22 protein-coding genes are annotated in these 19,985 nt (G+C 68.8%); 14 read left to right on the top strand and 8 right to left on the bottom strand.

Annotation, left to right across the window (positions count from 1 at the left end):
• Positions 1-3: 3 nt before the first annotated feature.
• From QTN24_RS17245 to QTN24_RS17230, 4 genes are all read right to left on the bottom strand, one after another.
• Positions 4-303: a 2Fe-2S iron-sulfur cluster-binding protein gene (locus QTN24_RS17245; protein ID WP_124686734.1), complete on the bottom strand. Its 300-nt coding sequence runs from the start codon at positions 301-303 to the stop codon at positions 4-6.
• Between the two features lie 95 nt (positions 304-398).
• A complete protein-coding gene (locus QTN24_RS17240) occupies positions 399-725 on the bottom strand; it encodes a ferredoxin (RefSeq protein WP_124685914.1) in 327 nt (108 codons plus the stop codon).
• A gap of 1 nt (position 726) precedes the next feature.
• Positions 727-1,029 carry a 2Fe-2S iron-sulfur cluster binding domain-containing protein gene (locus QTN24_RS17235; protein ID WP_313838565.1) on the bottom strand — a complete coding sequence of 101 codons (303 nt, stop codon included), beginning with the start codon at positions 1,027-1,029 and terminating at the stop codon, positions 727-729.
• Positions 1,030-1,065: 36 nt separating this feature from the next.
• Positions 1,066-2,604: a hypothetical protein gene (locus QTN24_RS17230; RefSeq protein ID WP_313838564.1), complete on the bottom strand. Its 1,539-nt coding sequence runs from the start codon at positions 2,602-2,604 to the stop codon at positions 1,066-1,068.
• Between the two features lie 284 nt (positions 2,605-2,888).
• Between QTN24_RS17230 and QTN24_RS17225 the strand changes: the two genes are divergently transcribed.
• From QTN24_RS17225 to QTN24_RS17195, 7 genes are all read left to right on the top strand, one after another.
• On the top strand, positions 2,889-3,818 hold the full coding sequence (locus QTN24_RS17225; protein ID WP_313838563.1) for an ornithine cyclodeaminase family protein: 930 nt from the start codon (positions 2,889-2,891) through the stop codon (positions 3,816-3,818).
• Positions 3,819-3,931: 113 nt separating this feature from the next.
• Positions 3,932-4,651 carry a TenA family transcriptional regulator gene (locus tag QTN24_RS17220; protein ID WP_124685910.1) on the top strand — a complete coding sequence of 240 codons (720 nt, stop codon included), beginning with the start codon at positions 3,932-3,934 and terminating at the stop codon, positions 4,649-4,651.
• A 79-nt stretch (positions 4,652-4,730) separates the two neighbouring features.
• Complete coding sequence (locus QTN24_RS17215) at positions 4,731-6,179, top strand: aldehyde dehydrogenase family protein (RefSeq protein ID WP_313838562.1); 1,449 nt, start codon at positions 4,731-4,733, stop codon at positions 6,177-6,179.
• A gap of 21 nt (positions 6,180-6,200) precedes the next feature.
• Positions 6,201-6,680, top strand: coding sequence for a heme-binding protein (locus QTN24_RS17210; RefSeq protein WP_313838561.1), 480 nt, complete (start codon positions 6,201-6,203; stop codon positions 6,678-6,680).
• A 15-nt stretch (positions 6,681-6,695) separates the two neighbouring features.
• Positions 6,696-7,700, top strand: a complete 1,005-nt coding sequence (locus QTN24_RS17205) for a 2Fe-2S iron-sulfur cluster-binding protein (protein ID WP_313838560.1) — start codon at positions 6,696-6,698, stop codon at positions 7,698-7,700.
• Between the two features lie 144 nt (positions 7,701-7,844).
• Positions 7,845-8,600: a GntR family transcriptional regulator gene (locus QTN24_RS17200; RefSeq protein ID WP_313838559.1), complete on the top strand. Its 756-nt coding sequence runs from the start codon at positions 7,845-7,847 to the stop codon at positions 8,598-8,600.
• A 109-nt stretch (positions 8,601-8,709) separates the two neighbouring features.
• Complete coding sequence (locus QTN24_RS17195; RefSeq protein WP_313838557.1) at positions 8,710-8,877, top strand: hypothetical protein; 168 nt, start codon at positions 8,710-8,712, stop codon at positions 8,875-8,877.
• Between the two features lie 64 nt (positions 8,878-8,941).
• Here QTN24_RS17195 and QTN24_RS17190 read toward each other — a convergent pair whose 3' ends face one another.
• On the bottom strand, positions 8,942-9,787 hold the full coding sequence (locus QTN24_RS17190) for a phytanoyl-CoA dioxygenase family protein (RefSeq protein WP_124685906.1): 846 nt from the start codon (positions 9,785-9,787) through the stop codon (positions 8,942-8,944).
• 228 nt (positions 9,788-10,015) lie between these two features.
• On the opposite strand from QTN24_RS17190, the gene QTN24_RS17185 reads away from it, so the two are divergent.
• The 5 genes from QTN24_RS17185 (at position 10,016) to QTN24_RS17165 (ending at position 16,131) form a co-directional block, all read left to right on the top strand.
• Positions 10,016-10,927, top strand: coding sequence for an AAA family ATPase (locus tag QTN24_RS17185; protein WP_124685905.1), 912 nt, complete (start codon positions 10,016-10,018; stop codon positions 10,925-10,927).
• Between the two features lie 24 nt (positions 10,928-10,951).
• Positions 10,952-11,953 (top strand): DUF58 domain-containing protein, encoded by a 1,002-nt coding sequence (locus QTN24_RS17180; protein ID WP_313838553.1) that lies wholly within the window; start codon positions 10,952-10,954, stop codon positions 11,951-11,953.
• Positions 11,950-13,962, top strand: a complete 2,013-nt coding sequence (locus QTN24_RS17175) for a DUF3488 and DUF4129 domain-containing transglutaminase family protein (protein ID WP_313838551.1) — start codon at positions 11,950-11,952, stop codon at positions 13,960-13,962. Before QTN24_RS17180 ends, QTN24_RS17175 begins: the two co-directional genes overlap by 4 nt.
• Positions 13,963-14,059: 97 nt before the next feature.
• Positions 14,060-14,557 carry a MarR family transcriptional regulator gene (locus tag QTN24_RS17170; RefSeq protein WP_313838549.1) on the top strand — a complete coding sequence of 166 codons (498 nt, stop codon included), beginning with the start codon at positions 14,060-14,062 and terminating at the stop codon, positions 14,555-14,557.
• Positions 14,558-14,643: 86 nt separating this feature from the next.
• The gene (locus QTN24_RS17165) at positions 14,644-16,131 is read left to right on the top strand and encodes an MFS transporter (RefSeq protein ID WP_313838787.1); all 1,488 of its coding nucleotides are present in this window, start codon (positions 14,644-14,646) and stop codon (positions 16,129-16,131) included.
• Between the two features lie 117 nt (positions 16,132-16,248).
• Here the strand turns inward: QTN24_RS17165 and QTN24_RS17160 are convergent, their stop codons facing one another.
• Both QTN24_RS17160 and QTN24_RS17155 read right to left on the bottom strand, forming a co-directional pair.
• A complete protein-coding gene (locus QTN24_RS17160) occupies positions 16,249-16,572 on the bottom strand; it encodes a hypothetical protein (RefSeq protein WP_124685901.1) in 324 nt (107 codons plus the stop codon).
• 230 nt (positions 16,573-16,802) lie between these two features.
• Positions 16,803-18,260 carry a DegQ family serine endoprotease gene (locus QTN24_RS17155; protein ID WP_124685900.1) on the bottom strand — a complete coding sequence of 486 codons (1,458 nt, stop codon included), beginning with the start codon at positions 18,258-18,260 and terminating at the stop codon, positions 16,803-16,805.
• 220 nt (positions 18,261-18,480) lie between these two features.
• Here QTN24_RS17155 and QTN24_RS17150 point away from each other — a divergent pair, with 220 nt between their 5' ends.
• Both QTN24_RS17150 and QTN24_RS17145 read left to right on the top strand, forming a co-directional pair.
• Positions 18,481-18,951, top strand: coding sequence for a MarR family transcriptional regulator (locus QTN24_RS17150; protein WP_313838545.1), 471 nt, complete (start codon positions 18,481-18,483; stop codon positions 18,949-18,951).
• A gap of 61 nt (positions 18,952-19,012) precedes the next feature.
• Positions 19,013-19,435 (top strand): organic hydroperoxide resistance protein, encoded by a 423-nt coding sequence (locus tag QTN24_RS17145; protein WP_124685898.1) that lies wholly within the window; start codon positions 19,013-19,015, stop codon positions 19,433-19,435.
• A 62-nt stretch (positions 19,436-19,497) separates the two neighbouring features.
• Here QTN24_RS17145 and QTN24_RS17140 read toward each other — a convergent pair whose 3' ends face one another.
• Positions 19,498-19,812: a GIY-YIG nuclease family protein gene (locus tag QTN24_RS17140; protein WP_313838540.1), complete on the bottom strand. Its 315-nt coding sequence runs from the start codon at positions 19,810-19,812 to the stop codon at positions 19,498-19,500.
• Positions 19,813-19,985 lie beyond the last annotated feature (173 nt).

The following is a 19,985-nucleotide window of genomic DNA, read 5'->3' as shown; positions in this document are numbered from 1 at the left end:
GCGCTAGCGGGGCCCGGTGCGGGGTTCCCAGGACACCGCCACATCCCCCTTGACGAAGGTCTGGCACGCCATGCGATAGCCGGCGCGCAGGTCATCGTCGGTCAGGTGCTTGCGCTCCTTGGGCTTGACCGCGTCCGTATGTTCCAGCCCCTGCTCGATCCGGCACTTGCACGTGCCGCAGATGCCGCCGCCACACTTGAACGGAATGCCGCCCTGCTCGCGCAGCGACACGCGCAGCAGGTTGCTGTTCTCGGGCGCGTTCACGGTCTTGCCCTGGTTGGTCACGAACGTGATGGCGACCATGCGCGCCGGCGCCGGTGGCGCGGCATCGGACGCATCCGGGGTGTTGGGGGTGGTCGGGGTGGTCGGGGCGATGGCAGCGTCGGAGTCGGCCCGCATCATATTTTCCTTATCGAGAGGTCCATGCTGCCAAAGCGCGCCAGCTTGTGCAGCGCGTCGTGGGCGGCGGCGAGCGTGTCGAAACGCTCCAGGAACCGGGTTGGCACGTGGTTGACCACGGGCGCGGGGTCGTCGCGGCCGGCCGGGCCGGATTCGTCGATCACGCGCACCTTGACGATGGCATCGCGCGGCGCCGTCAGCTCGGCAATCACGAACACGGCCTTGGGCCGGCCGTAGAACAGGTATTCCCAGGTCTCGCGCGGCTCCACGCCGGGCACGGGCTCGGTGCGGAACTGGCCCGGCTTGCTGGTCAGGATCACGAACATGTCAGGCCGCCAGCGCTTCCTGTTCCAGCTCGATGTCGTGCGTGAGCCAGATCTGGCACGCCAGCCGGAAACCCTGGTCCAGCCGCTCGCCAAGCTGCTTCTTTTCCTTCCAGTTCGGCGGCGGCAGGTGCTGGGCGCCGGCCAGCACCCGGCACGCGCACTTCGAGCACTTGCCCATGCCGCATTCGTAGCGCAGGTTCGGATACGGGAACTGCTTGATCCCGGCACGCACGACCAGGTTGGTGTCGGGCTTCACCTCGTCGGTGAACACCTGCCCGTTCTTGTGGAAGACGACTTTCGGCATAGCAATCTCTTTAAATCCGCGGAAACGACCGGCGCATCAGTGCCACAGCAGCATGGCGCAGATCGTGGAGACGAACAGCCCGGCCAGCACGGGCAGCAGCAGCGCGCGCACGGCGTCGAGCACGGGCACGCGGGCAAACCCGGCCACGGCGATCAGCGACGACCACGCGATCAGCGTGCCGCCGCCCGTCCAGACCGCGCCCATCTGGCCCACGGCGGCCAGCGTGGCGGAATCGAACCCGACCACCGGGCCCAGCGCCCCGGCCAGCGTGCCGGTCAGCGGCAGCCCGGCAAACCCCGAGCCGTCGATGCCGGTGATCATGCCCACCAGCAGCACGCCGAACGCCACCAGCACGTGGTTGTCCGGGATCATGTGCTGGTACGCCTGGATCAGTTCGAACAGCAGGCTCGGCGCGCGGCCGGCATCCACGCCCAGGATCTGCGCGGCGGTTTCTCCGGCGCCCACGAAGAAGAAGCCGGCAATCGGCAGCACCGACCCCATGGCCTTGAACGCGAACACGAAGCCGTCGGTGATGTGGTCCGGGCAGACGTCGAGCATGCGGCGCGGCCCTTCGGCGGCCAGCGTGGCCAGCATCATCAGCAGCGCGGCCACGCCGCCCACCAGCGCGGCGGCGGCGCCGCCCTTGAGGTCGGGCATGCCGGAGGCGATCTTCGGCAGCACCATCAGCGTCACCACGCAGATGAACGCCAGCGGCGTCAGCACGGCAAAGAACTTTGACCACTTCACGCGGCGGCGCGCCACCATCGCCAGGCTCTGCTCGATGTTGGCGTCGGTGGCCAGCGGCTCGTCGTGCGATGTGCCGCGCGCGATCTCGGCCTTGTCGAACGTGCCGATGGCTTCCACGGCGGCGTCGGGGCCCGTGGCGCGGGCCTGCCAGCGGTCCAGCAGCGCGCCGCTGGCCGGCACGATATGGCGGCGCATGGACAGGTAGGCCAGCGACAGCGCGATGGCACCGGTGATGATCGACAGGATCAGCGCGCGGTCCGCCACCACGGCCGCGCTGACCGCCGCGCCGGCCGCCTTGGCGCTGATGCCCGGCGCCACGCCGATCACGTAGTCCGACGACAGCGCCATGCCCTGCCCGGCAATGGCGATGGCCATGGCGCCAGCCAGCGGCGGCAGCCCGGCGGCGATGGCGGCCGGCAGCAGGATGGCCGACACCAGCGGCACGGCCGGCGTGGGCCAGAAGAACAGCGAGATCACGTAGGTGATGCCGGCCAGGATGAAATAGGCGCTATGGCCGTTCTTCATCACCAGCCGGAACGGCTCGACCATGCGGATATCGGATCGCAGCGTCTTCAGCGCGTTGAGCAGCGCCGTCATAAACGCGATCACCAGGAAGATGTTGAACAGTTCCTTGGCCGCCACGAGGCTGGCCGAGAAGATGCCGCCCAGCGCGCTGATCGGGCTGCCCGTGATGGCCAGGATCACGAGGAAGGTGCCCAGGATCGACGGCACCACGACATTGGCCCGCAGGATCATGGTCAGCACGATCACTGCCACGCCCAGCAGGTACACCCAATGTGCCAGGCCAATCTCAACAGTTTGTTGCATGAGGCTCCCCTTTCCTGGAGGCCCTTGTGGGGGCGGTATATGAATCGTTGTCGAATCGCTTTTTTGTATACTATATCCCGCTCTATCACGATCACAAGCGGAAACTGCCGGACCTAGGGAAATCACCGCCGCGGTGCGGCAGATTCCCCGGAACAGGCCACACTGCACGGATTGCGGGCAGTGCGCACCGTTCCGGGCGGGGCGGGCGGCTGCTGGAAAACCCTCTGGCTTTTTCGGAAACTGTGTGTAGACTGTATACCGAAATGACTTACAGGCCCGTTCCCATGCTTCATGTCACCGACGCGATGATCGATCGCCACGTCACCGCCGCCGACGCCCAGGCCGCCATGCTCGACGCCTTCCGCAGCTTCGGCCGGGGCGACGCGGCCATGCAGGAACGCATCCGCACGGAGGCGGGCGGCGTGAAGCTGTCGACGCTCGGCGCGGTCATCCCGGCCCAGCAGGTGGCAGGCGCCAAGGTCTACACCACCATCGCCGGCCAGTTCTCGTTTGTCATCCTGCTGTTTTCGACGGTTGACGGCCGCCCGCTGGCCTCGTTCGATGCCGGCGCAATCACGCGGCTGCGCACGGCGGCCTGCACGGTGCTGGCGGCCCGCAAGCTGGCCGCGCCCGGCGCGTCGACGCTGGCGCTGTTCGGCGCCGGCACCCAGGGCGTGCAGCATGCGCTGCAGCTATCGGCCGCGCTGCCGCTGCGGCAGGTGCTGGTCTGCGACCCGTACGCGGCGCCCGACGCGGCCGACCGGCTGGCCAGCCAGTGCGGCATCCCGGTGGCCTTCGCGCCGGCCGAGGCCGCCGCGAAGGCGGCGGACATCATCGTGACGGCGTCGCGCTCGACCACACCGCTATTCCCCGGCAACGTCGTCAAGTCCGGCGCGTTCGTGGCCGCCATCGGATCCAGCCTGCCGCACACGCGCGAGCTGGACGACACGCTGCTGACGCGCGCCGCCGCCGTGGTGGTCGAGTGGCGCCAGCAATCGCTGCGCGAAGCCGGCGACCTTGTGCTGGCCGACAAGGCCGCACTGCCCGACAGCAAGATCGTGGAGCTGGCCGATGTGCTGCTCGATACCGAACCCGCGCGCCGCCATGCCGACGACATCGTGATCTACAAGTCGGTGGGCGTCGGGCTGCAAGACGTGGCCCTGGCCGGCGTGGCCTGGCAACGGATCGCCGCCGCCCAGGCCGCCGCCGCCTGACCCGCCGACGATTGCAGTCACCGCCCTGCGCGGTTTTTTTATCGCCCGGGCAACGTTGTAGAAAGTATACAAACCCCTTTCACCCCGAACGCTACGAAAACAGGAGCCCCCAAATGGCCGAACTGATGAACCGAGAAGACTTCCGTGCCGCGCTGGAAAACGCCATCAAAGGCAAGAGCGCGAACCAGGCGCCCTTCAGCAAGGCGTGGGCCGGGGGCACGCTGAGCCGCGAGCACCTGGCCCGCTGGGCCGAGAACCACTACCACTACGTCGGGCCGTTCGCCGACTACCTGGCCTATATCTACGCCCGCACGCCCGACCACATGACCGAGGCCAAGGACTTCCTGCTGGCCAACATGTACGAGGAGGAAATCGGCGGCGACCGCCACACGGACCTGCTGATCCGCTTTGCCGAAGCCTGCGGCACCTCGCGCGAGCGCGTGGTGAACCCCGACAACATGTCGCCGACCACGCGCGGGCTGCAAAGCTGGTGCTACGCCGTGGCGATGCGCGAGGACCCCGTGGTGGCCGTGGCCGGCCTGGTGGTGGGGCTGGAGTCGCAGGTGCCGTCGATCTACCGCAAGCAAACCCCGACGCTGCGCGAGAAGTACGGCTTCACCGACGAGGAAGTCGAGTTCTTCGACCTGCACATCGTGTCCGACGAAATCCACGGCGAGCGCGGCTACCAGATCGTGCTGGAGCACGCCAACACGCCCGAACTGCAGCAGCGTTGCCTGAAGATCTGCGAGATCGGCGCCCAGATGCGGCTGCTCTACACCACGGCGCTGTACTACGACTACGTCGACGCCAAGCCCGAGGCCGCGGCCGCCTGAGGCCGCACCGCCCCGCGTGACCCTGGGCGCCCGGCGCGTCCGGGGCCGTCTTCGAATCCTCCAACCAGGCCCCCGCAAGATGACCGAGACGTACCGCAACTACATCGACGGCGAATGGTGCGACAGCGCCACCGGCCGCACGCTCGACAACGTCAACCCCGCCGACACGCGCGAGATCGTCAGCCGCCACGCCGCGTCGGACGCCCGCGATGCCGCCGCCGCGGTGGCCGCCGCCGCCGCCGCGTTCGACGGGTGGAAGAAGACCCCGATCGGCAAGCGCGCCAGGGTCCTGAACGACGCCGCCGCGCACCTGGAAGCCAACGCCGACAGCATCGCCGCCGAACTGACGCGCGAGGAAGGCAAGGCGCTGAACCTGGCACGCGACGAAGTCATGCGGTCGGCCCAGACCCTGCGCTTCTACGCCGTGGAAGGCCAAACCTTCGGCGGTGAGAGTTTTCCTAACGACGACCCGGACATGCTGGTCTACACGCTGCGCGAGCCGCTGGGCGTGGTGACCGTGATCTCGCCGTGGAACTTCCCGGTGTCGATTCCCGCGCGCAAGATCGCGCCGGCGCTGATCACGGGCAACACGGTGGTGTTCAAGCCGTCGTCGGACGCGCCGCTGTCCGGCTACCGGCTGGCCGAGGCGTTCGTCAAGGCCGGCATTCCGAAAGGCGTGCTCAACTTCGTGACCGGCAGCGCGGCCGAGGTGGGCCCGACGCTGGTGGCATCGCGCGCGGTGCGCGCCGTGTCGTTCACGGGGTCCACGGCCGCTGGCGAGCAGATCCACAAGGCCGTGCCGATGACCACGCGCACGCAGATGGAGCTGGGCGGCAAGAATCCGCTGATCGTGATGGAGGACGCCGACCTGGACCACGCCGTGGACCTGGCCATCAAGGGCGGGCTGTCGCTGTCGGGCCAGGCGTGCACGGGCACCAGCCGCATCCTGGTGATGCGCGAGGTCCGGCAGGCGTTCACCGACAAGCTGGTGGCCAGGGTCAAGGCGCTGAAGATCGGCAGCGGCATGACGCCGGGCATGGACCTGGGCCCGCTGGCCACGCGCAAGCAGCGCGAGACCGTGCTGGGCTACATCGCCGCCGGGCGGCAGGAAGCCACACTGCTGTGCGGCGGCGACGCGCTGACCGACGGCGACTTCGCGCACGGCTACTACGTGGCGCCGGCCGTGTTCACCGACGTCACGCAGTCGATGCGGATTGCCCGCGAGGAAATCTTCGGCCCGGTGCTGGCGATCATCGAGGTGGACAGCTACGCCGATGCCATCGCCAAGGCCAACGACACCGACTACGGGCTGTCCGCCGCCATCGCCACGCGCAACCCGCGCTACCTGCACGACTTTGCGCGCGACATCGAATCGGGCACGGTCAAGATCAACCGCACCACCACGGGCAACCTCGTCAACGCCCCGTTCGGCGGGCTCAAGCGCTCCAGCACGTCGACGTTCCGCGAGTCAGGCCGCGCCGGGCTGGAGTTCTATACGCAGATCAAGACCGTCTACCAGGGCGTCTGACCCGAATCCAAGGAAACTACGATGAAAAAATCGATCAAGCTCGAACTCAGGGAGGCGCGCCACATGGTGGCCGCCGCGATCCGCAAGGCCGAGGAAATCGGCGTGCTGGAATCGGTCTGCATCGTCGATGACGGCGGCTACCCACTGCTGCTCGAACGCATGGACGGCGCACGCATCACCGGGCCGCAGATTGCGTGGAACAAGGCGTTCACGGCCGCCGGGCACAAGCGCTCCACGCACCTGTTCAACACGCCGCCGAACGGCCCGGCACTGCCCGGCAACGAGGCGTTCGGCATCCAGTGGAGCTTCGAGGGCAAGTTCGCGGTGTTCGTGGGCGGCTACCCGATCGTGGTGAACGGCGAGGTCATCGGCGGCGTGGGGCTGTCCGGCGGCAACGGCGAGCAGGACACCGCGTGCGGCGTGGCCGCGCTGGAAGCGCTGCGCGACCTGCTGGCCGCCGACGACCTGACCGTGCTGGCGCAGGCCGACATCAAGAAGTAGGCGGGGGAATCAGTCATGGCCCATCGCGTCGAGATTGCGGAAACGCAACAGGTGTTCCAGGTGGCGGCCGGCGAGTCGGTGCTCGATGCCGCGCTGCGCAGCGGCGTGGCGCTGGCCCACGAATGCACGTTCGGCGGATGCGGCACGTGCCGCATGCAGGTGGTGGAAGGGTCGGTGTCCTATGAGGATTTTCCGATGGCGCTGACCGAGGCCGAGCACGCCGAGGGCGTCGCGCTGGCCTGCCAGGCGCGCCCGCTGAGCGACCTTGTCATCAGCACCGCGCGCGCCGGGGCCGCGCTGACGCCGCCGCGCCGCACGTCGGCATCGGTGATGTCGGTGGCGCCGCTGGGTCCGGACGTCCAGCACCTGCGGCTGGCCCTGCCGGACGACGAACCGTTCGTCTACGCGCCCGGCCAGTACCTGAAGGTCTGGCTGGAGGACGGCAGCCATCGCAGTTTCTCCATGGCATCGGCACCGGCCGGCAACAGCGTCGACTTCCATGTGCGGCAGATCGCCGGCGGGCGGTTCACGTCGCGCCGCCTGCCGCAACTGCGCGCCGGGGACCGGCTCGACGTGGAACTGCCGCACGGCAGCTTTGCGCTGCGCAAGGAGGATTACCGGCCGCTGCTGATGGTGGCGACCGGCACCGGGCTGGCGCCGATCAAGAGCATGCTCGAATCGCTGATGGACGACCCCGACTGCCCGCCCGTCTGGCTCTACTGGGGCGCGCGCTCGGCGGCCGACCTGTATCTGCACGACGAGATCGCGACCTGGGGCGAGCGGCTGTACGACTTCCAGTACGTGCCGGTGCTGTCGCGCGGCGGCGACAACTGGCAGGGGCGGCGCGGCTACGTGCAGGACGCCGTGGCGGCCGACCTGGGCGACCTGTCCGAGCACGCGATCTACCTGTGCGGGTCGCCGCACATGATCCGCGATGCCCGGCAGACGTTCATGGCGCTGGGCGCCGAGGCGCCTTTCATCTACGCGGACAGCTTCACGTTCCAGCACGCGGGCGGCTGACGGACCCGGCGGCGTCATCGGCGGGACTACGGTAGATGTCTACCCTATGTCTTGCGCGGGGAGGCAACGGTATACAATAGCGGCATTCACGCCGTGGCCCATCGACCGCGGCGCATCACCGATATCCGACGGCCGATCCCGACCATGAACGACGCCACCGCCAGTGCCATCAAGCCGAATCCGGACACCCCGGCCGCAAGCCTGGGCGCCCAGCATTCTCCCCTTTTCGCGCTGGTCACCGACACGCTGCGGCAACGTATCCTGGGCGGCCAGTACGAACAGGGCGAGCGGCTGGTGGAAAACACGCTGTCGCTGGAACTGGGCGTGTCGCGCATTCCCGTGCGCGAGGCGCTGCGGGCGCTGGCGGCCGAGGGGCTGGTGCGGATCGAGCCGCGGCGCGGCGCGTCCGTGGCCCGGCTGTCGCCCAACATCGCCCGCGAAATGGTCGAGGTACGCGCCACGCTGGAAGGGCTGAACGCCAAGCTGGCCGCGCAGCGCCGCGATCCGGCGCTGATCCAGGAACTGGAAAAGGTGCTCAAGGAAGGCAACGACGCGGTCGACAGCGGCCAGACCGAGCGGTTCGTCGAATTGAATTCGCGCTTTCACGAGGTGCTGGGCAACATCGCCGCCAACAGCGTGCTGCAGGACATGATGCGGTCGCTGCGCGAGCGCACCGCGCTGCTGTTCGCGCCGGCCAACCTGAGCCGGGCGCGCATCAACTGGGACGAGCACGCCCAGATCCTGCAGGCCGTGATTGCCGGCGATGCCGACCTGGCGTCGCTGCTGGCCACGCGCCACGTCTACAGCGCCGCCAAGGCGGTGGAATGGATGGCGGCCGATGGCGCCACGGCTGCACCGACGGCGGGCACGGCGGACGACCCTCGCCAGACCCACGCCTGACCCTGCCCGATTACCGTTCCGGCAATTCCCCGTTGCGCACCAGCAAATGGCGCAGTGCACCATCGAAGTGTATACTGTAGGCGTTTGTTGACCACCATAGGGATTTGCCATGCATCACCCGGAAGCTTCCTACCTTGAGCGCCCCGTCGGCGCGCAGCTTCTGAGCCACTACGCCCGGCGCGATGCCGTCCGCCATGCCACGCCGCTCGTGCCGCTGCGCCTGGCGGACGTCATCGCCTTCTTCCGCTGGCGTAGCGCGCGGCGCAAGACGGCCTGAGTCCTACTGGCAACGAAAAAAGCCGCCCGGAATGGGCGGCTTTCTTATTGGGTACGACGAAACATCAGAGTGCGGCAGGCGGCATCTCGACGCTGCCGAATTCGGCCGACCGCGAGCCGCTGATCGGCCGGTTGCTGGCGCCGAAATACGCGAATGCCACCGACAGCTTCACCGCCTCCGAATCGTTGCGGCCGGCCGCGTGGAACAGGCGGCTGTCGAACATCAGCACGTCGCCGCGATGCAGCGCCAGCGGCATCGCCCCCTTGAGTAGCCCCTGGCTGGCCGGATGGGCCTCGACCAGGAACTCGGCCGGATCGAGCTGGGCCGGGTCCAGCCTGGCGCGATGCGAGCCCGGAATCACGCGCAGCACCCCGTTGCGCTCGTCCTCGTCGCCCAGTGCCAGCCAGACGGTGACCAGTTCCGGATTCACGAACGACCAGTAGCGCGTGTCGCGGTGCCAGCCGGTCTGGCTGCCATAGTGCGGATGCTTGGTCATCACGCAGTTGTGGTGGGCCAGCGTGAGCCGGGCCGGCTCGCCCAGCAGCGCCTCCACCGTCGCCACCAGTTGCGGATGGCTGGCCCAGCGCCGGAACGCCTCGTCCCGCCCGTACGCCTGGCGCAGCCGGCGCACCGTGTGCCCGCCCGCCGCGTCGCGCGTGGCCGGCGCGCCGGGATAGCCCAGGTCGGCTTCGAACTCCACCGGCGGCACGGCGTCGGCCAGGTGGCGGCGCGTCACCGCCTCCAGCGCGGCGCACGTGGCCTCGCTGGCAAACTGGCGCAGCACGATGTAGCCGCCCGCGTGGAATTCGCGCGCCAGGCTGGCCAGGGCCGCCTGGTCGGCCAGCGGCGCGGAACAATCGAAATCGAGGGAATGGGGCGCGCCAGACACGCGCGGTTGCGAGGCAGTCATTGCAGCAGCTAAGACAATTCTGAAAGTGAGGGGGCGGCGACAGCCCGATGATGCCAGAAGCGGCGCGATCCGGCGCGGGCTGGCGCCCGATTCCGGTGCACCGGGCCACCGTCGCCGCCGCGCCACCGTGCGGAAACCCACTGTCGCATGCGACCCCCACGCCGCTACAATGGCCGGACCCTGCCGCACCGTCCCGTCATCGCCAACCTGCCACCAAGGCTGCCCATCGTGACTGCCAGACCCCGGATCACCGCCTCGCTGGCCGAGGCCCAGAACCAGCTCAGCCGCATCGTGCTGGGCAAGCCGCGCCAGGTGCGGCTGGCGCTGGCGTGCATGCTGGCCGGCGGCCACCTGCTGCTGGAAGACGTGCCCGGCGTGGGCAAGACCACGCTGGCCCACGCGCTGGCGCAGACGCTCGGGCTGCAGTACCAGCGCGTGCAGTTCACCAGCGACCTGCTGCCGGCGGACCTGGTCGGCGTGTCGGTCTACGTGCGCGAATCCAGCGATTTCCGCTTCCATCGCGGCCCGGTCTTCGCGCAACTGGTGCTGGCCGACGAGATCAACCGCGCGCCGCCGAAGACGCAGAGCGCGCTGCTGGAAGCGATGGCCGAACACCAGGTGACGCACGACGGCGTGACCCACGCGCTGCCCACGCCGTTCTTCGTCGTCGCCACCCAGAATCCGCTGGACCAGATCGGCACGCATGCGCTGCCCGAATCGCAGCTGGACCGCTTCACGATGCGGATCTCGCTCGGCTATCCCGACCCGGCGTTCGAGCGCGTGCTGTACCTGGGCGCCGCCACCCGGCCCGAGCCGGTGGCCGTGATGGACGCCGAGCAGGTGGTGGCGCTGCAGGCCGCCGCGAGCCGCGTCTATGCCAGCCCCGCACTGGTCGATTACGTGCTGGCGCTGGTGCAGGCCACGCGCGCCGAGTCCGGCTTCGTGGCCGGGCTGTCGCCGCGCGCCGGCCTGGCGCTGCTGGCCTGCGCCCGCGCCTGGGCGCTGCTGGACCAGCGCGACATGGTGATGCCGGAAGACGTGCAGGCCGTGTTCGCGCCCGTGGCCGGCCATCGGCTGCTGCCCGGCGATGCCGACACCACCGCGCTGGACCGTCTGGTCGCCCGCGTGGCGATTCCCTGATACCGCCGCCGCCCAGGCCCAGCCATGCGACGTCCGCCGACGGCTTCCGGCCCCGCGCTGCCCCTGCCGGTGCCCACGCCCCGCCCGCGCCGGCCGCGCCCGCCGGTCAACGGCGTGGTCACGCTCGATCGTCGCCACCTCTACATCCTGCCCACGCGCAGCGGCCTGGGCTTTGCCCTGCTGCTACTGGCGATGCTGACCACCTCGCTGAACTACAACATCAGCCTGGGCTTTGCGCTGACGTTCCTGCTGGTGGGCATCGGCATGGCCTGCATGTGGATGGCCTACCGCAACCTGCTCGATCTCGATATCTCGGCGGGCCCGGTCTCGGCGCCATTCGCGGGCGAGACCGCCACGTTCGTGCTGCACGTCGCCAACCATGACGGCGGTGCGCGTATCGGCGTGGAAGCCGTGGCCGCGGGCGGAGTGGCCGACGCCGCGCCGGGACTGACGCTGGACGGGCTCGGCCAGGGCGCGCTTGCCGTGCGCGTGGCGGCGCCACGGCGCGGCCGGCTGGCGCTGCCGCGCGTGACCGTGTCCAGCCGCTTTCCGTTCGGCCTGTTCCGGGTCTGGAGCTATGCGGACCTGCCGCTCACCACCTTTGTCTATCCCGCGCCCGAGCGGCCGGCGCCGCCGCTGCCGCTGACGCCGCGCCCCGAGGACGGCGACGACGGCCAGCTCCAGGCCGCCGCCGACGACGGCATCGACCAACTGCGCAAATACCGCCCCGGCGACCCGCTGCACCGCATCGCCTGGAAGCACAGCGCCCGCACCGGCCGATGGCTGAGCCGCACCGGGCACGTGCCGCGCCAGCCCGGCTGCTGGATCGATTGGGACGCGCTGCCGTTCACGATGGATACCGAGGCGCGGCTGTCGCGCCTGTGCGCCTGGGTGCTGGCCGCGGGCGACCATGTCGACCTGGGCCTGCGCCTGCCCGGCGTGGAGATCGCGCCGGGCGCCGGCCCGGCCCATCGCCGCGCCTGCCTGGAAGCGCTGGCCATCTGGCCGGAGCGCCGCGCATCATGAAGCCGCAGCAGCCAGCGCGGCCGCTTGGCCATCAGGAACACGGCATGCTGATTGCCCAGCTGGCGCTCGTGCTGGCGCCGCAGGCCCGCACGCTGCCGGTATCGGTCAGCCTGCTGCTGGTGCTGCTGCTGGCCTGGCGCTGGCTGCTCTGGCGCCAGCGCGCGCCGCTACCTTCGAAATTCCTGGTCGGCACGGCCGGCGTGCTGGTGCTGCTGATTGCCGCCGCGCTGGTCTGGCGGGGCGGCGGCAGCTTCGGGCGCGAGCTTTGCGTGGCGCTGCTGGCGGCGTTCGTGATTCTCAAGCTGATGGAGACCCGGGCGCTGGCCGATGCCACGCTGGTCACGCAGTTGTCGTTCTACCTGCTGCTGACGCTGTACCTGGAGGACCAGCCGTTCTGGCTGGCGATCTACAGCATGGCGATCGGTGCGTGGATCCTGCGCAACTGGCTGCTGTTCCACCATCCCGAGGCGCGTGGACGGCTGGCAATCTGGCCGCTGCTGGGCCGCATGGCGCTGTTCGGGCTGCCGTGGGCGCTGTTCCTGTTCCTGCTGTTTCCGCGCCTGGACCATCCGCTGTGGCGGCTGCCGCAGTCCGAGCCGACCGGCCGAACCGGCATCAGCGACACGATGCGGCCGGGCAGCGTCGGCGAACTGATCCGCTCGCCGGAAGTGGCGTTCCGCGCCGATATCGTCGGCGACCCGCTGCCCGCGAGCGCGCTCTACTGGCGGGCGCTGGTGCTGTGGCACTACGACGGCCAGACTTGGCGCGCCGGCGAGGCGCCCACGCTGCGCGCGGCGCCAGGGCTGCGCGACGACGATGGGGACCGCGACCTGCGCGATGGCGGCGGCGCCGGTCCGCGCACGTACAACGTCACGCTGGAGCCCAATCACAAGCCGTGGCTGTATCTGCTGGATCGCGGCGTGGCGGTGTCGGACAGCTTGCTGGCGCAGGCGTCGGCCGATGGCGAATTCTTCATGCGGGCGCCGGTGGACCGGGCGCTGCGGTACCGCGCGCTGTCCGAACTGCAGGGCCTGCCGCAGCCGCTGACGCGCCGCACGCTGCAACTGTCGCTCGCGCTGCCGGACGGCAACCCGCGCAGCCGCGAGCTGGCCGCCGGCTGGATGGCCCGGTATCCAGACCCGTGGCAGCGCGTGCAGGCCGCCATGCGGCTGTTCGCCACCGCGCCGTTCGCGTACACGCTGTCGCCGCCGCCGCTGGGCACATCCCAGGTGGACAGCTTCCTGTTCGATACCCGGCGCGGCTTCTGCGAGCACTACGCCAGCAGTTTCGTGTTCCTGATGCGCGCGGCCGGGGTGCCGGCGCGGGTGGTGCTGGGCTACCAGGGCGGCGAGTACAACCCGATGGGCAGGCACTATGTGATCCGGCAGTCGGACGCCCATGCGTGGGCCGAGGTCTGGCTGGCCGGCCGGGGCTGGGTGCGCGTCGATCCGACCAGCGCCGTGGCGCCGAGCCGGGTGGAGAACGGCGTCGACGCCGCGCTGGCGGGCGAGGACCTGCAGGCGTTGCGCGATCTGCGCGCGCCTGGCTGGCTGCGCGACCTGCGCTGGAGCTTCGACGGGCTGGCGTACCGGTGGCAGCGCTGGGTGCTTGAATACGACCGCGGCCAGCAGAACCGGCTGCTCGACCAGGCGGGGCTCGGCAATCGGCTGCCGCAGGTGCTGGCGGCGGGGCTGGCCCTGCTCGCGGTGCTCGCGCTGGTGCCGATGTGGCTGCGCCGCCGGCGGGTGGATCCGGTGCAGGCGCTCTACGACCGCTACTGCGGCTTGCTGGCCCGGCACGGCGTGTCGCGCGGGACGTCGGAAGGTCCGCGCGACTTCGCCGCCCGTGCCGAGGCCGCACTACCCCAGGCACGCGACGCAGTGCGAGCGTTCACTGACCAGTACGTCGGCTGGAAGTACGGCGCGCCGGGCAAGGGGTCGCAGGCCGGCGTGCTCGGCGGATTGCGCGCGGCATTGCGCGACCTGTCCCGCTGCCTGGCGCGGCGCTAGCGTTCGGCCGGCGGGCCAGACTATCCACGGTGCCGAACTTGCCATGGCGGCCTTGGCCTCATATAGTTTCATTCGTAACTATCTCGGATGAAACAAAATGTCGTTCGAACGTCGCATTGACCGCTTCTGCGCCGAGAATCCCGAGGCGCCGCGCGACCTGATCCTGGCGTCGCGGCTGCTGCTGCGCTCGGCCCGGCTGCTGCGGCAGCATATCGAGCGGGCGCTGGCGCCGTTCGAGCTGGACCTGCACCAATACCTCGTCATCAGCATGCTGGCCACCGATGCCGGCGAGCCGACCATGCCGTCGGAGCTGGGCCTGACCATCGACGCCACGCGCACGCAGATGACGCGGCTCGTCGACGGGCTGGAAGCCAGGGGGCTGGTGCTGCGCAAGACCGCCGAGCATGACCGCCGCAGCCTGGCGCTGACGCTGACGCCGGCCGCCCGGGCGCTGTTCGCGCAGGTGGCGCCGGTCGTGCATGCCGCCTATGGCGCCGCGTGGGCGCCGCTGGGCGATGCCGGGCTTGCCGCCGCCACGCGCGAACTGGCGGCGCTGCATCAGCATCTGGCTGCCCTGGAGGCAGCGCAGCCGTGAGCAGGACCGCCGGACGCTGGCACCGGCTGCAGGCCGGCGTGCGCTGGCTGCGGCTGCTGACCCACCGGCAGCGGCAGACGCTGATCATGGCGCTGCTGGGGCTGACCACGGGTGTCGAATTCCTTGAGAACATCATGTTCGTCTTTGCGTCGAGCCATATCGTCGGCGGCATCGACGCGGACCCGCGCAGCTTCGCGCTGGTCCAGGCGGCCTACGCGGTGGGCAGCATGATGATGATCCTCAAGCAGCAATGGCTGGCGCGGCGGTTTGGCTATCGCAACTACCTGACCGGGTCGCTGCTGCTGTTCATGGGCGGCACCGTGGTGGCGGCCACCAGCACGGGGCTGCCGCAGATGGTGGTCGCGCGGTTTCTGCAGGGCGTGGGCGGCGGGGCGCTGTTCACGAGCTGCCGCATCCTGGTGAACGTGATGTTCGCGCCCGAGGACCGGCCGCGTGCATCGCGCCTGTTCATGCTCGGGATCTTTGGCGCTTCGGCCATGGCGCCGGCGTTCGCGGCCGAGCTGGTGGAGCATGGCGTCTGGCAGGACGTGTTCTACGGCGTGCTGCCGTTTGCCGCCCTGGCGGCCGTCGGTACATGGTTGCTGCTGCCCGATGCCGAGGCACGCGCCGAGCACGACGGCCCGGCGCTGGGGCCGCTGCTGCTGTTCGGCGTGGCCATCGTCGTGCTGCAGGCGTCGATGACCGAGGCGCGGTTCGACATCTTCTCGCACCCGCTGCGCGTGGCGCTGGTGGCGGCGCTGGCGCTGGGGCTGCTGGGCCTCTTCCTGTGGCAGCAGTGGCACCACGACACGCCCGTGCTGCACCTGCGCGCGCTGCGCGAACCGGTGTACCTGACCGGCCTGGCGATGTACTTCGTCTACTACATGATCAGCAACCTGAGCGGCTACGTGTTCCCGATCTTCGCGGAGCAGGCGCTGCGGTTTCCGCTGGCCACCATGGGCTGGCTCAATTCGCTGGCGGCCGGCATCAGCCTGGCGGGCATCTGGATCTACCTGCGCGTGGCGCGCCGGCTGACGCACAAGAAGCCGCTCATGGTGGCCGGGCTGCTGCTGATGGCGGCCGCGATGGCGTGGTTCTCGTTCATGCCGCCCGATGTGGGGCCCGCCGCGCTGGTGCCGGGGCTTGTCGGCAAGGGGCTGTTTGGCGTGATGGTCATCATCCCGATTGCCGGCCTGACGTTCCGCAGCCTGAGCGGCGACGATTTTGCGCACGGCTATCGCAGCAAGAACCTGGTGCGGCAGATCGCCAGCTCGTTCGCGTCGGCGCTGGGCGCGGTGCTGCTGCAGAATCGGCAGTTCGCGGTGCATGCGAGCCTGGTCCAGGCCATCGGGCTACGTCCCGCGCAGACCGCCGAGTGGATGCAGGCGGCCCAGTCGCTGCTGGCGGCGCGCGGTTTCGATGCCGGGCAGGCACACGCGGGCGCGCTGGCGCAGATGGCTGCGATCGTCGATCAGCAGGCGCGGCTGATGGCCTGCGAGGATCTGTATCGGTTGATTGCCGCGATGGCGCTGGTGGCCGCGGTCTTCATGCTGGTGCAACGCCGGCTGGACTAGCCTGGGCCTTGCATCGCGGAGCGGGGTACTGCTGGGGCGCTGGCGACAGCGCGGCAACGGCGGCGGCGCGCCCTTGCGGATGACATGCATGCCCGGCGGGCACGCGTGGGCCGTTGATCAGAACAGCGACAACTGGCGCATGCCAAAGCCGACCGTTTCCTCCACGCGCGCACGGGCATGCGCGAGCGAACCTTCGGCGCCGGAATAGTTACCGGCGGCCCAGTGGTAGACCACGGGCAGGTCGCCGCGATCGGACAGGCGGACTTCGCCAAGCTTGTCGCCGCGCTCGTTGCGGTAGTAGTGGGAGCGGTAGCCGCGCTCCCAGTGGGGCGGGACTTCCTTCTTGCGCCGACGCGCGGTCGACTTCTTGATCACTGGCGTCAGACGCCGCGCCAGGTCGGAGCCCGGCGAGATGGGGGCGCGGGTGAAATCCAACTGCATAGACTTCCTTCTTCTGTCGATTTAGCAAGAACCAGAAGTGGCGACGTGAGTCACCACACGCTTCATGCATCGCAGTCGAGATCATACCCGCTCGAACGCCCATTTGGGATGTTTTGTCGCCCGGAATTCCGCGCCTGGCAAGGGTTTGCGGGCGTATACGCATCACCGTATACGCCCACGTATACCTGCCGCGCGCCTGCCGTATACGGGGTCGTATACGCGGCCGACGATCAGCCCAGATCGAGCGGAATGAAGATGCGCGCGTCGTCGCGCTGCACCAGCAGGGCCACCTGCTTGCCCGACTTCGACACCAGCGCGCGGAGCTGGTCGACCGATGCGATCGGCGTGCCATTGAGCGACAGGATGACGTCGCCCGGCTGGATGCCAACGCGCGCGGCCGGACCGGCGACATCCTCGACCACGAGGCCGCCGTCGATACCGCTGTCGCGCTTCTCGGCCGGGGTCAGCGGACGGACCGCAAGGCCCAGGCGTCCGCCGGCTTCGCCGCCGCTCTTGGCCTGCGCCGACGCACTTTCCTTGACCGCGCCGATCTTCACGCTCAGCGTCAGCGGCTCGCCCTTGCGGATGACCTTGAGATCGGTCTTCGTGCCCGGTTGCAGGTCGGCGACGTGCTCGGGCAGGTCGCCCGAATGGTCGATCACGTCGTTGCCAAGCTGCACGATCACGTCGCCGGGCTTCAGGCCGGCCTGCGCGGCGGGGCTGTCCGGTTCCACCGAGTTCACCAGCGCGCCGGCCGGCTTGGGCAGCTTGAACGACTGCGCCAGGGCCTGGTTCACCTCCTGCACCGAGATCCCCAGGCGGCCGCGCGTGACCTTGCCGTGGGCGACGAGCTGCTGCTCGACCTTCTTCGCCACGTCGATCGGAATCGCAAACGACAGGCCCTGGTAGCCGCCAGTCTGGCTGTAGATCTGCGAGTTGATGCCGATGACTTCGCCGCGCTGGTTGAAGAGGGGCCCGCCCGAGTTGCCGGGGTTCACGGCCACATCGGTCTGGATGAACGGCACGTAGGTGTCGTCGGGCAGCGAGCGCGACTTGGCGCTGACGATGCCGGCCGTGACGGTGTTCTCAAAGCCGTACGGCGAGCCGATGGCCAGCACGGGCTCGCCCACGCGGATCTTCGACGGGTCGCCGAGTCGCACGGTCGGCAGGTCCTTGGCATCGATGCGGATCACCGCGATATCGGTCTGCGGATCGCTGCCTAGCACCTTGGCCTTGAATTCGCGGCGGTCGGTCAGCTTGACGGTGACTTCCGTGGCGTTGTCGACAACGTGGGCGTTCGTCAGGATCAGGCCGTCAGGGCTGACGATGAAGCCCGAGCCAAGCCCCTTCACCAGTTGCGGCTGCTGGCTCTGCGGCCCCTGGAACTGCGGGCCGAAGCGCTTGAAGAACTGGAACAGCGGATCGTCGGGGTCCATGCCCGGCGGCACCTGGGCCGACGTGCGCTGGGCGCGGGCGGTGACGCTGATGTTGACCACGGCTGGGCCGAATTGATCGACGATGCCCGAGAAGTCGGTGGGCGTGGCCACCGCGGCCGGCGCGGACACGACCGGTGCCTGCGCGGCGTATCCCGGCGTGATGGCATCTTTCTGGAGATACGCGTAGCCGCCCGCCAGGGCAGCAAGCGCGGCAACGCCGACAGCGGAACGGACGAGGGTCTGGCGAATCATGGTGCTTTCCTTTCTGGATGTTGGACGGCGCCGCAACGGGTGGGCCCGTTGGCGCGACAGTGACATCGTAGGGAGCCACACTTAAACCAGACTTAAGGGTTCTGCGACGGCCGGCTTTCCTTGATCCCTTTCCTTAATCCTTCACGGGCTGGCCCTATGCTCTATAGGGTCGATACAAAATTTATCTTGCGCACAATCTAATTGCGTATAAGATAGCTGCATGACCACGCCAACGACCCCTTCCAAAACAGATGACTGGCTGCAACTGGACCAGCAGCTCTGCTTTGCGCTGTATTCCACGTCGCTGGCGATGACCAAGATCTACAAGCCGATCCTCGGTGAGCTGGGGCTGACTTACCCGCAGTACCTGGCAATGCTTGTGTTGTGGGAGCATCGAGAGTTGAGCGTGTCGGACCTGGGTGCCCGGTTGCGGCTGGATTCCGGCACGCTGACGCCGCTGCTGAAGCGGCTGGAATCGGCCGGCCATGTGCGGCGCGTGCGGGATACGTCCGACGAGCGCCGAGTGCTGGTCAGCCTGACGGATGCCGGCCAGGCGCTGCGCCAGTCGGCGGAGGGCATTCCGGAACGATTGTTGTGCGCGATGCAGTGCTCGGTGGAAGAAATCCAGGCCCTGACAGCGCGTTTGCATGACTTACGGTCGACGCTGGAAGCAGCGCGATCGGAAGATTGATCGCCGTGAATCGGCATGTTGAAACTGCTGCCCGCCCCCGGGCATATCTAGGAGAGTGCAAATGAAACTGGAAAAAGTCCTGTACACCGCCCACGCATCCGCAACCGGTGGCCGCGATGGCCGCGCCACGACGTCGGACGGCCAACTCGACGCCAAGCTGGCGGTGCCGAAGGAAATGGGCGGTGCCGGGAACGGCCTGAACCCCGAGCAACTGTTTGCGGCCGGCTATTCGGCCTGTTTCCTCGGTGCCATCCGCTTCGTGGCCGGCCAGCAGAAAATCACCGTATCGCCGGATGCGAAGATCGACGGCGCGGTCGGCATCGGCCAGATCCCGCAGGGCTTTGGTATCCAGGTGGAGCTGAAGATTTCGCTGCCGGGCATGGAGAAGGAAGCGGCCCAGAAGCTGGTGGAAGCGGCTCACCAGGTCTGCCCGTACTCGAACGCCACCCGCGGCAATATCGACGTCAATCTGGTTGTGGTCTGACTGTCGCCCGCCAGGCTCTCTTGAGCCTGAAATGCAAACGCCGGCCCTTGGGCCGGCGTTTTCTATTGTGCCGCGGGTTCCGCCAGGTCGGCGAGTACCAGGTCGGCACACATCGCACGTTTCTGCGCGGCCGTCAGGCGCTTGGTCTGGATTTCGGCCTTGAGTGCGTCCGACTGGCTCGGAAAGGCCAGCCATCCCAACAGCCGCAGTGGCTTGCGGGACCGCGTGTACTTCGCACCGGTACCGGCAAGGTGCTGGGCATAGCGGCGTTGTACGTCGATCGTAATGCCGGTGTAAATCGTGTTGCCCTCGCATTCGAGCAGGTAGAGAAACCACTGCACGGGCGGTGTCGGCGAGGCGTCGTTATCGTCGATCATGGGTCGTCGGTCGTTGCGACGGCCATCATACGCGCCACGCCCCCGGCACGCAAAATCGCAAAACCGCCGCTGCAAAAGCAAAACCCCCAAGCTTTGGGGCTTGGGGGTTCTGGGTATAAGAGCCTGGCGATGACCTACTTTCACACGGGTAGTCCGCACTATCATCGGCGCAA

Source organism: Cupriavidus sp. SZY C1 (assembly GCF_032190535.1).
Taxonomy (GTDB): domain Bacteria; phylum Pseudomonadota; class Gammaproteobacteria; order Burkholderiales; family Burkholderiaceae; genus Cupriavidus; species Cupriavidus pauculus_C.
The sequence above is the reverse complement of the archived record's forward strand: the minus strand, read 5'-3'. Positions and strand labels throughout refer to the sequence as shown.